Here is a 15,563-nt window from a genome sequence, read left to right as displayed (position 1 = left end):
CCTCGGCGGGCGTCGCAGGCTCGGCCGGCGCGGCGGGTGCCGCCGGGCCGGGCTTGGCCGCGGGCTTCGCGCCGGTCCCCGCAGCCGGGGCTGCACCGGGCTTGGCCGCGGGGGCGCCGGGCTTGGCCGGAGCCGCGGGCGCGGCCTTCGCGCGGGCGCCGTTCGAGCTCGACGGCGCGGCGGAAGCCTCGGCGGGCTTGCCTGCACCGTCAGCCTCGAGGGCAGCGCGGAGCTTGCGAGCCACCGGGGGCTCGATGGTGGAGGACGGACTCTTGACGAATTCGCCGAGTTCCTTGAGCTTCGCGAGGGCGACCTTGCTGTCGACGCCGAGCTCGGAAGCGATCTCGTGCACGCGTGGTTTTGCCACAATTCTCCTGTCTGGGGGGTCTACCCCGGACAGGGCAGACCGTTAGTTGCGGACGGGTCTCATTTCGAGCCGTTCACTTTGTGTCCATAGCCGTTCAGCCGTTTCTCGATGGTCTGCGTGTCAAGCGGGCCTGACACACGCAATGCTCGCACGAAGGCACGGCGCCGGATCGCGGCATCCATGCACTCGGTCGTCTCATGCACCCACGCGCCCCGTCCCGGCATCGATGCGCGCTCGTCGGGGACGAGAACGGAATCGATGGCGACCACCCTGAGAAGGGAGGATCGGGGGGCACGCGTACGGCATCCGACGCACGTTCGTACTGATTCCATCTTACACCTCAGGGCTGAGGGCCCGGTGTGTCCGGCCGTCACGACTCCAAGATCGAATCCGGCTGGATGTCGATCTTCGCGCCGGTGAGCTTCGCGGCCAGTCGGGCGTTCTGCCCTTCCTTGCCGATCGCGAGCGAGAGCTGGTAGTCGGGGACGAGCGCGCGCACCGCCTTGGTGTTGGCGTCGAGGACGAACGCCGATGTCACCTTCGCCGGCGACAGGGCGTTGGCGACGAACGCGGGCAGTTCGGCGTCGTAGTCGACGATGTCGATCTTCTCGCCGCTCAGCTCCTCGGTGACGGCGCGCACCCGTCGGCCGAGCTCTCCGATGCACGCGCCCTTCGCGTTGATCGACGGATCGTTCGCTTTGACGGCGATCTTGGTGCGGTGACCGGCCTCGCGCGCGAGGGAGACGATCTCGACGAGGCCCGCCGGGATCTCGGGCACCTCGAGGGCGAACAGCTTGCGCACCAGCCCCGGGTGCGTGCGCGACACCGTGATCGACGGGCCCTTCGTGCCCTTGGCGACACTGGTCACGTACACCCGCAAGCGCGACCCGTGCGCGTACTCCTCGCCGGGAACCTGCTCTTCGGGAGGCAGGATCGCCTCGACCGTGCCCAGGTCGACGTGCACCATGCGCGGGTTGGGGCCCTGCTGCACGACGCCGGCGACGATGTCGCCCTCCTTGCCGCGGAACTCGCCGAGCACGGCGTCGTCGGCGATGTCGCGCAGGCGCTGGCTGATGACCTGCTTGGCGGCGAAGGCGGCGATGCGACCGAAGTCGTCGGGGGTGGTCTCCTCCTCGCCGATCACCGCACCGTCGTCGTCGGTGAGGGGCACGAAGATCGCGACGTGTCCGGTCTTGCGGTCGAGCTCGGCACGGGCCCCCTCGGGGAGCTCTCCGTCGGGCGAGCTGTGCTTGGCGTAAGCGGTCAGGATGGCCTGCTCGATGATCCGCACGAGCTCGTCGAAGGGGATGTCCTTCTCCCGCTCGATCGTCTTCAGCAGTCCGAGATCGATATCCACGATGGCCTCCGTATTCAGCTCTCACCGGCGGGCGCGGCGCGCCGGAACCCTACAACGTTACCGGATGCAGTCGTCGACGGGAGTATCCCGATCGAGGAACCTGGCCTGGGTCCAATTCAGCAGCACCGGCAGGAACCGCGAGGGTGGCTGCAGGGGCTCGAGGTGGTTGTACCCGGCATAGCGCACCCAGCGCACCTGCTCCCCCGATGCGCACAGGGATGCGACGAACTCCTCCTGCAACCGCGGCGGGACGACCTCATCGGCATCGCCCCAGGCCACGAGCAGAGGCGACGGCCAGGGGCCGACGGCGGCGTTCTCCTGCAGGCGCCGGCCGAGCGGGCCGGCGGTGAGGTCGCCGGTGTACAGCGGCTGGTCCTCGCTGAGGCCCAGCGCCGCGGCGACCGACACGATCACGCCGGGTTCGCTCGGGCAGCGCCGGGTCATCTCCCGCACGATCGTGCGCCCTCCCGGCAGCACGTACTGGGTGAGATTCACGTCGGGATAGGTGTCGGCATACGGCACCAGCACCCACGACGTGAGGATCGACAGCAGCGCGTCGGGCTCGCCCGTCACCATGGCCTCGGCCAGAGCGTGGGGGTCCGAGACCGGTGCGAGCACCGCGGTGCCGACGATGTCGAGCTCGGCGGCGTAGTCGTCCGCCAGCTGCGAGGCCCACAGTGCGGCGTGGCCGCCCTGGCTGTGCCCCCACACCGCGACTTCCGGCGACAGGGCGATGCCCTCGACCTGGTCGGCCGCGAGCACGGCGTCGAGGGTCGACTGCGCCTCGCCCACGCCGATCAGATAGGGGAACACCCCGGGTGCGCCCTGTCCCGAGTAGTCGGATGCCACCACGACCCAGCCGCGCGCGATGGCGTCGTCGACGGCGGGGATCATCCACCCGGTCGCCGCCTCCTCGCGCAGACTCGGCGCACACCCGCGCGCGACTCCTGTCGTGCCGTGGTTCCACGCGACGACCGGCCGAAGTCCCGGCAGCGAATCCTCCGGCGAGATGACGAGCGCACTGGCCACCGCCGGCTCGCCCAGGGCCGTCCGTGTCGTGTACAGGATGCGGCGCACCTCGGCACCGTCGGGCGCCCGGCCGGCGAAGTCGTCCGAGCGGATCAGCATCCCGTGTCGCGTCGGCACATCGCGGGGCGGCGTGTAGAACGCGTCGACGACGGGTGCCCCCTCGTCGAGCCAGTCGTTGACCGCCCAGGCTCCGACCGACACAACGACGAGGATCACCGCGAGCACGATGCGAGCGGCACCGGTGATGTAGGAGCGTCGGCGGCCGACCTCGCGCGTGTGCTCCTCGAGCGGGCTCGGCCGGGCGCGCTCCCGGATCGCGCGGAACAGCAGTGAACCGCCGAACGCGATCGTGCGGACACCGAAGACGATCGCGACCAGCAGCACCGTGACGTCGGGCCACGCGAGGGCCAGGATGCCGAACACGAACTGGCTGCCTCCCCACGCCGCCGCGAGGATGCGCTCGGTGACGGTCCCGCCCGAGAGGGCGTCGCCCAAAGATGCCAGTCCACCCACGATCAGCAGCGCGGCGAGCGCCGCCGGCAGGATGTCGAGGCTGCGTCCGAGGAAGGCGAGTACGGCGATACCGAGAAGGATCCAGGCCGCCGCGAACACGCGGGTGACCCACGTCGCCGAGGAGTGCCGGCTGGCGACCTCGGCGATCCCCGAGATGATCGCGCTCAGCGCGACGTAGACACCGAGGAGGATCACCGACGAGAGCGGCCGCGTGAGCATGAGGGCTCCGAGCAGCACGAGTCCGAGGCCCGCGACGATGCGTAGCCACGCGGGAGCGGACTCCAGCAGCGCCGGCAATGCGCTCAGGCGCAGACGTCGAGTGCGAGGGTCCCGCTTCACCCGCACATGATAGGCGCGCCGGCCGTGAGGACTCTTGTCGCCACGAGCGGCGCGCCGACATACTGAGCCGATGGAAGCGATCGACGCCTGGCTCCTGACGTGGGGCGACAACCTGTGGACCTGGATCGTGCTGCCGGTCGTCGTCGGATTGGGGCTGTACTTCACCATCCGGTCGGGCGTCGTGCAGTTCCGGCTCATCCCCGAGATGTTCCGCACTCTGACCGACAAGACCCCGCGCGATGAGAAGGGCGAACCCCAGTCGGTGTCGGCTTTCCAGGCCTTCACGATCTCGGCGGCGTCCCGCGTCGGCGTCGGGAACATCGCGGGCGTCGGAACCGCGATCGCGTGGGGTGGCCCGGGGGCGGTGTTCTGGATGTGGCTCATGGCCTTCATCGGTGCCGCTTCGGCGTTCATCGAGTCGTCGCTCGCCCAGCTGTTCAAGACGCGCGACCAGGACGGATTCCGCGGTGGCCCTGCGTACTACATGCAGCGGGGCCTCAAGGCGCGGTGGATGGGCGTGCTGTTCGCGGTCATCCTGATCATCTGCTTCCCCATCGCCTTCAGCTCGCTGCAGGCGAACACGATCCAGGCGACGGTCGCCGGCGGACTCGGCGAGGACGTCTCGGGATGGCTGCCGTGGGCCACGGGCATCACGCTCGCCGTTCTCATGGCCCTCGTGATCTTCGGCGGCGTACGGCGCATCGCCTCGGTGACGCAGTTCCTCGTGCCGATCATGGCGCTGGTCTACCTTCTGATGGGGCTCGCGATCGTCGTCATCCACATCGACCAGATCCCGGCCGTGTTCGCGCGGATCTTCACGCAGGCGTTCGGAGTGAGCGAAGTGGTCGGCGCCACACTCGGCTACATCATCCTGACCGGCGTGAAGCGCGGCATGTTCTCGAACGAGGCGGGACTGGGCTCGGCGCCGAACGCGGGCGCGACCGCCGCCGTCACGCATCCGGTGAAGCAGGGACTCGTGCAGTCCCTCGGCGTCTACTTCGACACGTTCCTGGTGTGCTCGATCACTGCGTTCATCATCCTCGTGTCCGTTCCGGACGTGAACGGCGCCGAGCGCGGCATCAGCCTCACGCAGAGCGCGGTCACCGACTCGCTCGGAGCGTGGGCGAACGTCCTGCTGATGATCGTCGTGTTCCTGCTCGCGTTCAGCTCGATCCTCGGCAACTACTACTACGGCGAGTCGAACATCGAGTTCATCACGCCGAGCCGCGGCGTGCTGACGGGCTACCGCGTCTTCGCGGTGCTCGCCGTCGGCGCGGGAGCGCTGCTGTCGGTCGACGTCGTATGGGACTTCGCCGACGGCGCCATGGGCCTCATGGCATTGGTGAACCTCGTCGCGATCGCCCTGCTGTCGGGTATCGCGTTCAGGCTGCTGAAGGACTACACCGCGCAGCGCCGCGAGGGCCGCGACCCCGTCTTCACCCGCGACCGCCTGCCCGGCGTCGAGGGCATCGAGGTATGGGAGGACGAGCTGTCCGTCACGGGTCCGATCGACGTGACGACCAGGAAGCACCAGGCCCAGAAGCACCGCGATCACCTGCATGGAGCGCCGCACGGCGAATAGCCACTGCCACGGCCGCACCAGCCGCGTCAATACCCTCACCGGTGCGGGCCCGCGGTCGTACTCTCGCGACATGACAACCACCACGCGCCACGCAGCCCGCGAAGTCGGCGACAGCAAGCCCGTTCGCATCCTCGCCCGTGCGGGCTACGCCGCCAACGGAGTGGTCCACATCCTCATCGGAGTGCTGGTACTCGTCGCGACCATCGGCGGCGCCGGCGGCGAAGCCGATCAGAACGGCGCCCTGAAGACGGTGGCGGACGCACCGGGAGGCATCTTCCTGCTGTGGGTCATCGCGGTCGGAGTCTGGGCGCTGGCGCTGTACTACATCACCGAAGGCATCATCGCCCGAGGCGAGAGCACCGCCAAGAAATGGGCTCATCGTCTCTCGGACTGGGGCCGCGCGGTGGTCTACATCGCTCTCGGCTTCATCGCCGCGACGATCGCAATGGGGGGCAATCCGAACGGCGACCAGTCGACGCAGAGTTTCAGCGCACAGCTCCTCAGCCTGCCCGGAGGCCCCCTCATCCTCGGCGCCGTCGGTCTCGGGGTCGTCGGAGTCGGCGGTTACTTCGTCTTCAAGGGCATCACGCAGAAGTTCAAGGAGGATCTCTCCGTGCCCGGGGGCACGGTCGGAAAGTCGGTGACGACGCTCGGTGTGGTCGGATACGTCGCCAAGGGCATCGCGCTGGGCATCGTCGGCATCCTCCTCGTCGTCGCCGCCGTGCAGTTCGACCCGGAGAAGGCGGGCGGCCTCGACCAGGCGTTCCAGACTCTGCTCGGCGTGCCGGGCGGCCCGTTCCTGGCCGGAGCCGTGGGAGTCGGCCTGATCGCCTACGGCGTGTACTGCTTCGCCCGCGCACGCTACGCGCGGCTCTGACCCCGTCAGATCTTCGACACCTGCACGACCGAGGGTCGCGGCGCGTTCGGCACATCGCCGGGCGCGCTCGACCCGTAGTCGGGGAACAGCGAGGTCTGCGCTCCGACCGCGCCGTCCTCGCCGGGGTGCTGCACCGCGACGAACACGAGACCCTCCTGGTCGTGGATCACCGGACCGCAGGTCTCGGCGTCGCGCGGCACCGCGAGGAACTGCTGCACGCGGCCGCGCTCGGCACCCTCGAGCGGTACGAGGAAGAGACCGTCGTTGTAGCCGATGGTGCTCGGCGCACCGTCGGTCGAGATCCACAGGTTCCCCGCCGAATCGAACGCGAGATTGTCGGGGCACGAGATCGGTGACACGAGGTCGGCCGGGAATCCTGCGAAGTACGCGTTGCCGAACGTGGCCGGGTCACCGCACAGCAGCAGGATGCTCCAGCCGAACGTGGTACCGGTCTGGCCGGAGGTCTCGGTCAGCTCGATGACGTGACCGTACCGGTTGCCGGTGACGGGGTTCGCCTCGTCGAGGGCGGAGGCGGAGCCGCGCTGCGAGTTGTTGGTGAGAGCGACGTACACCTTGCCGGTCGCCGGATTCGGCTCGACGTCTTCGGGACGATCCATTTTGGTCGCCCCCACCGCGTCTGCCGCGAGACGCGTGTAGATCAGAACCTCATCGATCGACATGCCGGGAACCGCGCTCTCCCCGTTTCGAGTGAGAGCCACCCACTCTCCCAACCCGTCGAACAGTCCGTCGGCCGGCAGCGCTCCGGTACCCGTGATCTGCCCGGCGGGCGAATTGCCCGAGAACCGCGCGACGAACAGGTCACCCTCCTCGAGCAGGCTCATGTTCTTCTTGCGCGCGCCGTTGCCCGGTCGCGGGTCGAAAGTTCCCTTGGACACGAACTTGTACAGGTAGTCGTTTCGCTCGTCGTCGCCCATGTAGGCGACGACGTGCCCGTCTTCGGCGACGATGACGTTCGCGCCCTCGTGCTTCATCCGACCCATCGCCGTGTGCTTGCGCGGAGTCGACTTCGGATCCTGCGGGTCGATCTCGACGATCCAGCCGAAGCGATTGGGCTCGTTGACGTAGTCGGGGTCGTGGGCGTCGAAGCGCGCGTCGTACGAGCTCCACCCCGTCGACGTCGTCGTGGTGGCGCTGGACTGGTACCGCTTCTGGGCGGGAGTGTCGGCGGCCCAGGCGAAGTAGCCGTTGAAGTTCTCCTCGCCCGACAGCACGGTGCCCCACGGGGTGGTTCCGCCCGCGCAGTTGCCGAGTGTGCCCTTGACCTTGCGACCTGTGTTGTCGGCGGCGGTCTTGAGCAGATCCGACCCGGCGGCCGGCCCGGTCATCGCGAATGCCGACTCGACCGTGAGGCGGCGGTTGCGGCGACCGCCCACGACGTAGCTCCAGCGCACGTCCGATCGGCTGCGCTCGATCTCGACGACAGTGAAGCCTTGGGCCATCTTGTAGATCTCGCCGCGGCGCTGCAGCTCTGCAGCATCCGTCGTCGGCGCGAACATGATGTTGGGGTTCACATACTCGTGGTTGCACACCAGCACGCCGGTCCGTCGGTTGGTGTCGGCGATGATGTCGAGGTAGTCGCAGTTGTATCCGAACTGCTGCGCCTGCGCCTCGGGGGTCTGCGCCGAGAAGTCGAACGTCGGCGTCTTGGCGAACAGCGGGTCACCCCAACGGATCATCGGCTCCCACCGGTATCCCGTCGGCACCGTGAAGGCGTCGACCGTGCGCGCGACGGGCGCGATCGGCTCGAAGGCGAGCGGGCCGAGGGCCTTCGGCTTCGCGAAGGCAGCGCCCGCGCCGCCGCTGCCGGCCGCGACGGGAGAAGACACCGGAGCACTCGAACCGCCGAGCGCCGCGACGGTCGCCGAGAATGCCGCCGCGGCTCCGAGGCCCAGCATGGCGCGGCGCGACAGTGCGGCCGAGGCGATGTCGCGGAAGTGCGGGTTCGACGACGAGTTGCACTCCGGACCGACGCACGCGTTGGCGCACTTGAACTGGCAGGTCACGGCCGAACGCTTGCCGCGCACGTGGTCGGCCATGGGCAGCGGCGTACGGTCTTCGATGATGCTCATGGCGGCCCTCCGAGGATGCAGTCGTCAACGCCCGATGGTCGTGCGTCGTGGTCTGCAACAGCATCTCGGCGCACGCCGAAATCGCGGCGACCGCGGGGTGAACGGATGGGGCCATCCGAGTGGACGCAGGGTTCGTCGCCGTGGCTCGGTGCGCGACGGCGGGCGACGACGTCGAACTGCTGTGAGAGAAGTCGGTGCCGCTACGCGGTGAGGCGAGCGAGCGCCTCGGCGAGGGGAAGGGTCTCGCGGTCGCCGGTGCGGCGATTCCACAGCTCGACCTGGCCGTCGGCGGCGCCGCGGCCCGCCACGAGCACGCGCGGCACGCCGACCAGCTCGGCGTCGGCGAACTTCACGCCCGGCGAGACCTTCGGCCGGTCGTCGTAGAGGACGTCCAGCCCGGATGCCTCGAGCTCGGCGCTCGCCGACTCGGCGAGTTCGAACGCCGCGGCGTCCTTGCCCGTCGCGACGACGTGGACATCGAACGGCGCGACCGATGCGGGCCACACCAGGCCCTTCTCGTCGTTGTTGAGCTCAGCGAGGATCGCGAGGATGCGAGTGACCCCGATGCCGTACGAGCCCATCGTGACCGTGACGAGCTTGCCGTTCGGATCGAGCACCTTCAGCCCGAGCGTGTCGGCGAAGAAGCGTCCGAGCTGGAAGACGTGTCCGATCTCCATGCCGCGCGCGAGCTCGACCGGGCCGGAGCCGTCGGGCGCCGCATCGCCTGCACGCACCGACGCGACCTCGATGAATCCGTCACCGGCGAAGTCGCGCCCCGCAACGAGCGTGTGGACGTGCTTCTCGTCGCTGTTGGCACCGGTGATCCACGCGGTGCCGTCGACGACGCGCGGATCGAGCAGGTACCGGATGCCGGTGGCCGACTCTTCACCGAGCATCGCGCCGGTCTCGGACCAGGGACCGATGTAGCCGCGCACGAGCAGCGGGTTCGCCTCGAAGTCGGCGTCCGTCGCCGGCTCGACCGCTGCGGGGGCGAAGGCGACTTCGACGCGCTTGTCATCGACGTCTCGGTCCCCCGGGATGCCGACGACGACGACCTCGCGGGTGCCGTCGAGGTGGGTGAGCGCGAGCACGACGTTCTTGAGGGTGTGCGCGGCGGTCCACGCGGTCGCGTCGGCGGTGGCGGGCCCGGCGATCCCGGGCGCGGGAACAGGCAGATGCGCGTTGGCGTGTTCGACGAGCGTCGCGATCGTCGGCGTGTTCGGCGAGTCGAAGATCACCGGCGAGCCGAGGCCGTCGAACGGAATCGGCTCGGGCACGACGGTCTCGAACGCCTCGACGTTCGCGGCATACCCGCCCGCCGACCGTACGAACGTGTCCTCGCCGACGGGCGTGGGGTGCAAGAACTCCTCGCTGCGCGCGCCGCCCATCAGGCCGTTGTCGGCCTGCACGATGACGTACTCGAGTCCGAGCCGCTGAAAGATCCGCTCGTAGGCGTCGCGCTGGGCCTGGTACGAGGCATCCAGCCCCTCGTCGTTCCAGTCGAACGAGTAGGCGTCCTTCATCGTGAATTCGCGGCCGCGCAGCAGTCCGGCGCGCGGACGCGCCTCGTCGCGGTACTTGTCCTGGATCTGGTAGATCGCCAGCGGCAGATCTTTGTACGACGAGTAGAGGTCCTTGACGAGGAGGGTGAACAGTTCCTCGTGGGTCGGCGCGAGCAGGTAGTCGGCCCCTCGACGGTCGCTCAGCCGGAAGATGCCATCGCCGTAGGCGTCGTAGCGACCCGACTCCTTGTACGGGTCGGCGGGGACCAACGCCGGGAAGTGCACCTCGTAGGCGCCTGCGTTCGCCATCTCCTCGCGGATGATCGCCTCGATGCGCGCCTTGACCTTCAGCCCCAACGGCAGCCACGAGAAGATGCCGGGCGCCGTGCGGCGGATGTAGCCGGCACGGACCAGCAGTCGGTGGCTGGTGACCTCGGCGTCAGCCGGGTCTTCGCGGAGCGTGCGGAGGAAGAAGTGCGACAGACGGGTGACCACGAGCGACGAGTCTACGCGGGCGGATGCCGATGCTCGGATTCGACGGACGCCGCGAACGCGGGCAATATATTGCATGCTGGTACTGTCGCGGTGATCCATCCACGACCGACCCGTGATCGATCCGAGGACGCACATGAAGCTCGACGAGTTCCCCCGCCACCCGCTCACGTTCGGGCCGAGCCCGTTGCAGCACCTGAACCGGCTGACGCAGCACCTGGGCGGCGCAGAGATCTGGGCCAAGCGCGAGGACGTCTCGAGCGGGCTGGCGTACGGCGGCAACAAGGTGCGCAAGCTCGAGTACATCGTGCCCGATGTGCTCGCCTCCGGCGCCGACACGCTCGTGTCGATCGGCGGGTACCAGTCCAACCACACCCGCCAGGTCGCCGCCGTCGCGGCGCACCTGGGCCTGAAGGCCCGACTCGTGCAGGAGAAGTGGGTGCCCTGGGACGACCCGGTCAACGACCGCGTCGGCAACATCCTGCTCTCCCGCATGATGGGAGCCGACTCCCGGCTCGACGACTCGGGCTTCGACATCGGCATCCGCGACTCGTGGAAGGCCGCCCTGCAGGAGGTCGAGGACGCCGGCGGAACGCCCTACCCGATCCCTGCCGGTGCGTCGGAGCACCCGCTGGGCGGACTCGGCTTCGCCAACTGGGCGTTCGAGGTCGCCGAGCAGGAGCGACAGCTCGGCGTGTTCTTCGACACCATCGTGGTGTGCACCGTGACCGGCTCGACGCACGCCGGCATGATCGCCGGTTTCGCCGCCCTCGAGGAACTCACCGGAGCGAAGCGCCGCGTGCTCGGCATCGACGCATCCGCCACGCTCGACAAGACCCGAGATCAGGTCGCGCGGATCGCGCGCAACACCGCCGAGCTGATCGAGCTGGGCCGCGACGTGCGCGACGACGAGATCCAGGTGCTCGGGGGATGGGCCGGCGACCTCTACGGCATCCCGGTGGCCTCGACGATGGAGGCGATGGCGCTCGGGGCACAGCTCGAGGCGATGATCACCGACCCGGTCTACGAGGGCAAGTCGCTGGCCGGCCTCATCGACCTCGTCGCCTCGCGCGACATCCCGGCGGACTCGACCGTGCTGTACGCGCACCTCGGCGGGCAGCCCGCCATCAACGCGTACCATCGCCTCTGGGAGTGATCGTGACCACCGTGCTGCTGACCGGGTTCGAGCCGTTCGGCGGCGACGCCGCCAATCCGTCGGGCGAAGCCGTCCACCTCGTGGCGTCGGCGTGGGAGGGGCCCGACACCCTGGTCACCGCGGTGCTGCCGGTCGCCTTCGAGCGAGCCTCCGAGCGCCTGCGCGCGCTCATCGCCGAGCACTCCCCCGACATCGTCATCGCCACCGGATTGGCCGGCGGCCGAGCCGCTGTCACCCCCGAGCGCATCGCCGTGAACCTCATCGACGCGCGCATCCCCGACAACGCCGGTGCGCAGCCGATCGACGTGCCCTGCGTCGACGGCTCTCCCCCTGCGTACTTCAGCAGCATCCCCGTCAAGGCGATCGTCGCGGCGATGACGGATGCCGGCATCCCGGCCACCCTGTCGCACACGGCCGGCACCTATGTGTGCAACCACGTCTCGTTCGTCGCGCTCGACGAAGCGGCCCGGCGTCCGGGCCTGCGCGCCGGGTTCATCCACGTGCCGTGGGCGACGGGTCAGGCGCCCGCCGATGAGCCCGAGCTGCCGCTGGCCGACATCGCCACGGCGCTGACGATCGCCGTGCGCACCTCTCTCGCGACGCCGACGGATGCCGCCACCCCGGCAGGCACGCTGCACTGACTCACGGCGCGATCTGGTCCCGCCGCCGCGTCAGATACCGCCGCTCGGCGGCGTTGCCCACCATGGCGAGGGCCCGGTCGTAGGCGGAGCGCGACTCTGCGCTGCGCCCGATCCGCCGCAGCAGGTCGGCGCGGGCCGCGTGGAAGGCGTGATAGCCGTCGAGCGCGTCCGTCAGTCGGTCGATCCCGGCCAGCGCGACGTCGGGCCCGTCGAGCTCGGCGACGGCGATGGCGCGGTTGAGCCGCACCATCGGCGAGCCGTCGATCCGCAGCAGTCGGTCGTACAGCGCGACGATCTGCGACCAGTCCGTGTCGCGGGCGGATGCGGCATCCGTGTGCACCGCGTTGATCGCCGCGAGCAGCTGGTACTGGCCGGGCGGGGGCCCGCCCGCGGCGACCGCATCGATGCTCTCGCGCACGAGAGCGTGACCCGCGGCGATGAGCACGCGATCCCACGCGCCGCGATCCTGCTCCTCGAGGGTGACCAGCTCGCCCGACCGCGAGACGCGCGCGGCGCGCCGGGCATCCGACAAGAGCATGAGTGCCAGCAGACCGCTCACCTCGCCCTCGCCGGGGAGCAGGTCTCGCAGCATGCGGCCCAGTCGGATCGCCTCGTCGGTGAGGTCCACGCGCACCGGGTCGTCGCCCGCCGTCGCGAGGTATCCCTCGTTGAAGACCAGGTAGACGACCGCGAGCACACCGGCGAGGCGCTCCCGCACGTCGGTCGCCGACGGCATCCGGTAGGGAATCCGCTCGGCCGCGATCTTCGCCTTCGCGCGCGTGATCCGCTGCGCCACGGTCGTGTCGGCGACGAAGAACGCACGCGCGATCTCGGCGACGGTGAGCCCGCCGACGAGCCGGAGCGTCAGCGCGACCCGCGCCTCCATCCCCAGCGCGGGGTGGCAGCACGTGAACAAGAGCCGCAGACGGTCGTCCTGGACCGCGCCGACCGGCTCGGGCGGACTGTCATCGACGAGCATGCGCGCCGCCTGGTGCTTGTCGTGCCGCTGACTCTCGCGGCGCAGCCGGTCGATCGCCCGCCGCGTCGCGGTGGTGGTGAGCCACCCGCCGGGGTTGGGCGGCACTCCGTCGCGCTGCCACCGCTCGAGAGCGACGACGTAGGCCTCGGCCGCGGCATCCTCCGCGAGGTCGAGGTCGCCGAAACGCCGGACGAGGCTCGCCACCACCCGCGCCCACTCCTCGCGGTGGGCGCGGGTGAGAGCCTGTTCGACGCGGGTGCCGGTCACGACTCCCGCGGGGCTGGGTCGGAGGCCTCGGCCGCATGCCGCTCGATGATCTCGCCCATGTCGGACGGGAACCGGTGCACCTCCTGCGGCCAGTCGAGCGCGACCGCCAGCCGACCCGCCCAGTGGCGCGCAGCCTCGTCGTCGGCGACCTCGATGACGGTGAAGCCGCCGAGGTGCTCCTTCGACTCCACGAAGGGACCGTCGGTGAAGACCGGCTCGCCGCCCTTGCTGACGACGCTGAACACCGCAGTGGAGGCGTCGATGCCACCGTCGGCATAGAGGAAGACGCCCGCTTCCCTCATGTCGGCGAGCACGGCCTGCGACGCCTCGCCCTTTCGGCGCAGTTCGTCGGGGGTGTGCACGGGCACCCACTCGTCGTTGAACGCGATCAGGTACTTGGGCATTGTCGTCTCCTCTCGGCAGAGCCGTGTCGCGGCTCGTCGGTCGTGGCGACCTGCTTTCGTCGCCTGAACAGTCCACGAACGGCGAAGCCCGGATATGACACTAGACCTGAGAAATCTCTTCCCGCAGTGAGCGCAGGGTTCGCCGGATCGGCGCCGTCTGCGAGGGCGGGGTCGTAGACTTCACGCACACTCCGCGAATGATGCGGATGTGGCGCTGTCGGTACGAGTGGGAGTGGACATGAGCGGCGAGTGGCACCGGAAGCATCTCGGAGACGACGTACCCGAGCAGGAAGCCGGCGAGGAGACGCTGCTCGGCGCCGCCGGCGACGAGGTGCCCCCCGGAGGAGGGGTCGCAGGCTCGTTCAGCCAGGAGTTCCCCGGAGCCGACCCGTACGCGGGCATCCCGGCGGATGAAGTCGGCCTGCCGCCGCTGAGCGAAGCGGAGCAGGAAGCCGTGGCACGCGAAGCCGATCGACTCGCCGACGACCCGGACGCACGCCGCAACCTCTGAGGCGCCGCCGCCGCGCCGCGCGCGAGGGCGTCAGCCCGTCTTGGAGTATGCGGGGACCGTCGCGAGCGAGAAGGACGAGCAGGTCCGAGCATCGCAGATCGAGCACTCCGTGCCTCGGCGATAGTGCTCGTGGGCCTCTCGAGCGTGCCCGCACGAGCAGAGGTCGGAGGAACTCTCGACCGCTCTGGTCTTCTTGGCCACAGTGATCCCCTTCGGCCCATCGACCCCTGACGGGGACTCCGTGTGATGTCGACCGACCATCATCGTTCGATCTCGAGCGAGGGTCGGAAGATCTGTGACGATCCTCCAAATGTCCCCCTAATGGAGGACACAATAGCGCCTGATCCTCCAAGTGTCCCCCGAAGAGGGGACACCGAATCGGTCGCGTTAACACGACTCTGGCGGCGCGTTCATCTGGGTGTAACACCGCGCGCCCACGCTCGAACCAGAGCACTACCGCACCACTGACAGAGCCCCATCGGACACCTCCATCGGAGGAAGCGACACCGGGGTGCACGAAGGATCCGCATCGCCGCGACGGGCGCTTGCACGGGCCCGCCGCACCGCCACATCACCAGCTCCGCTCCCCTCAGATCGAAAGGTCCGTACCGATGTCAAGCTCTCAGACCGCACCCACCATCTCCATCATCGTCCCGGCACGGAACGAGGCGAAGAACCTCGAGGTCGTGCTCCCCCTGCTGCCGGACGTGCACGAGATCATCGTCGTCGACGGGCACTCGGTCGACAACACGCCCGAGGTCGCACGCCGCGTGCGCCCCTCGGTCGACGTCATCACGCAGACCCGTCGCGGCAAGGGCAACGCCCTCGTGTGCGGCTTCCAGCGCGCGACCGGCGACATCATCGTGATGTTCGACGCGGACGGCTCGGCGGATGCGGACGAGATCCCGCGATTCGTCGACGCCCTCATCGCGGGGGCGGACGTGAGCAAGGGCAGCCGCTTCATGCGCGGCGGCTCGAGCGAGGACATCACGTTCCATCGCAACCTCGGCAACAAGTTCCTCAACCTGCTCACCAATGTGCTGCTCGGTACCCGGTACACAGACCTCTGCTACGGCTACAACGCCTTCTGGCGTCGGATCGTGCCGAGCCTGGACCTCCCCGACGTCGACATCCCCGGTGCCGAAGGGCAGATGCTGTGGGGGGATGGATTCGAGATCGAAACGCTTCTCAACTGCCGTTTCGCCGAGAACCGCATGCGGGTCGTCGAGGTGCCCAGCGTGGAACTGCCCCGCATCCACGGCGAGAGCAATCTCCACGCGATCAGCGACGGACTGCGGGTCCTGCGCACCGTGCTGGACGAGCGGATGAAGCGATCCGGCCGCCGCCGCGCGGTCACCCACGTCGCTGCGCAGCCGACACCGTCGGCGCGGGCGGACGTCACGCGCAGCGTCACCTCCTCCGCGCCTGTGGAGGAACCCGTCTCGTCGATCGGCTGA

Annotated in this window: 14 protein-coding genes; 6 read left to right on the top strand and 8 right to left on the bottom strand. The window is 69.3% G+C overall.

Annotated elements, in window-relative coordinates; genetic code table 11:
* The 4 genes from ABD663_RS06425 to ABD663_RS06410 form a co-directional block, all read right to left on the bottom strand.
* Positions 1–367, bottom strand: a 367-nt coding sequence (locus tag ABD663_RS06425; RefSeq protein ID WP_425561767.1) for a translation initiation factor IF-2 N-terminal domain-containing protein, incomplete at its 3' end; no start/stop codon positions are given.
* 59 nt (positions 368–426) lie between these two features.
* Entirely contained in the window at positions 427–699 is a 273-nt protein-coding gene (locus ABD663_RS06420; RefSeq protein ID WP_344737122.1) for a YlxR family protein, read from the bottom strand.
* A 38-nt stretch (positions 700–737) separates the two neighbouring features.
* On the bottom strand, positions 738–1,724 hold the full coding sequence (gene nusA / locus ABD663_RS06415; RefSeq protein WP_344737121.1) for a transcription termination factor NusA: 987 nt from the start codon (positions 1,722–1,724) through the stop codon (positions 738–740).
* Between the two features lie 57 nt (positions 1,725–1,781).
* Positions 1,782–3,605 carry a lipase family protein gene (locus ABD663_RS06410; protein ID WP_344737119.1) on the bottom strand — a complete coding sequence of 608 codons (1,824 nt, stop codon included), beginning with the start codon at positions 3,603–3,605 and terminating at the stop codon, positions 1,782–1,784.
* Positions 3,606–3,675: 70 nt separating this feature from the next.
* On the opposite strand from ABD663_RS06410, the gene ABD663_RS06405 reads away from it, so the two are divergent.
* Positions 3,676–5,187 carry an alanine/glycine:cation symporter family protein gene (locus ABD663_RS06405; RefSeq protein ID WP_344737118.1) on the top strand — a complete coding sequence of 504 codons (1,512 nt, stop codon included), beginning with the start codon at positions 3,676–3,678 and terminating at the stop codon, positions 5,185–5,187.
* A gap of 70 nt (positions 5,188–5,257) precedes the next feature.
* Complete coding sequence (locus ABD663_RS06400; protein WP_344737116.1) at positions 5,258–6,064, top strand: DUF1206 domain-containing protein; 807 nt, start codon at positions 5,258–5,260, stop codon at positions 6,062–6,064.
* Between the two features lie 5 nt (positions 6,065–6,069).
* Here the strand turns inward: ABD663_RS06400 and ABD663_RS06395 are convergent, their stop codons facing one another.
* Together ABD663_RS06395 and ABD663_RS06390 are read right to left on the bottom strand one after the other, a co-directional pair.
* Positions 6,070–8,154 (bottom strand): PhoX family protein, encoded by a 2,085-nt coding sequence (locus ABD663_RS06395; RefSeq protein WP_344737114.1) that lies wholly within the window; start codon positions 8,152–8,154, stop codon positions 6,070–6,072.
* A gap of 200 nt (positions 8,155–8,354) precedes the next feature.
* Positions 8,355–10,151 carry a proline--tRNA ligase gene (locus ABD663_RS06390; RefSeq protein WP_344737112.1) on the bottom strand — a complete coding sequence of 599 codons (1,797 nt, stop codon included), beginning with the start codon at positions 10,149–10,151 and terminating at the stop codon, positions 8,355–8,357.
* A 133-nt stretch (positions 10,152–10,284) separates the two neighbouring features.
* On the opposite strand from ABD663_RS06390, the gene ABD663_RS06385 reads away from it, so the two are divergent.
* Both ABD663_RS06385 and pcp read left to right on the top strand, forming a co-directional pair.
* Positions 10,285–11,304 (top strand): 1-aminocyclopropane-1-carboxylate deaminase, encoded by a 1,020-nt coding sequence (locus tag ABD663_RS06385; RefSeq protein ID WP_344737111.1) that lies wholly within the window; start codon positions 10,285–10,287, stop codon positions 11,302–11,304.
* A 2-nt stretch (positions 11,305–11,306) separates the two neighbouring features.
* Positions 11,307–11,945, top strand: a complete 639-nt coding sequence (gene pcp / locus ABD663_RS06380) for a pyroglutamyl-peptidase I (RefSeq protein ID WP_344737110.1) — start codon at positions 11,307–11,309, stop codon at positions 11,943–11,945.
* 1 nt (position 11,946) lies between these two features.
* Here the strand turns inward: pcp and ABD663_RS06375 are convergent, their stop codons facing one another.
* Together ABD663_RS06375 and ABD663_RS06370 are read right to left on the bottom strand one after the other, a co-directional pair.
* A complete protein-coding gene (locus tag ABD663_RS06375) occupies positions 11,947–13,191 on the bottom strand; it encodes an RNA polymerase sigma factor (protein WP_344737109.1) in 1,245 nt (414 codons plus the stop codon).
* Positions 13,188–13,595, bottom strand: a complete 408-nt coding sequence (locus ABD663_RS06370; protein WP_344737108.1) for a YciI family protein — start codon at positions 13,593–13,595, stop codon at positions 13,188–13,190. Before ABD663_RS06370 ends, ABD663_RS06375 begins: the two co-directional genes overlap by 4 nt.
* 238 nt (positions 13,596–13,833) lie before the next feature.
* Between ABD663_RS06370 and ABD663_RS06365 the strand changes: the two genes are divergently transcribed.
* Together ABD663_RS06365 and ABD663_RS06360 are read left to right on the top strand one after the other, a co-directional pair.
* Entirely contained in the window at positions 13,834–14,106 is a 273-nt protein-coding gene (locus ABD663_RS06365; RefSeq protein WP_344737107.1) for a hypothetical protein, read from the top strand.
* Positions 14,107–14,717: 611 nt separating this feature from the next.
* A complete protein-coding gene (locus tag ABD663_RS06360; protein ID WP_344737106.1) occupies positions 14,718–15,563 on the top strand; it encodes a glycosyltransferase family 2 protein in 846 nt (281 codons plus the stop codon).

Origin of the sequence: Microbacterium awajiense (assembly GCF_039536545.1) — a bacterium.
GTDB classification, from domain to species: Bacteria; Actinomycetota; Actinomycetes; order Actinomycetales; family Microbacteriaceae; genus Microbacterium; species Microbacterium awajiense.
The sequence above is the reverse complement of the archived record's forward strand: the minus strand, read 5'-3'. Positions and strand labels throughout refer to the sequence as shown.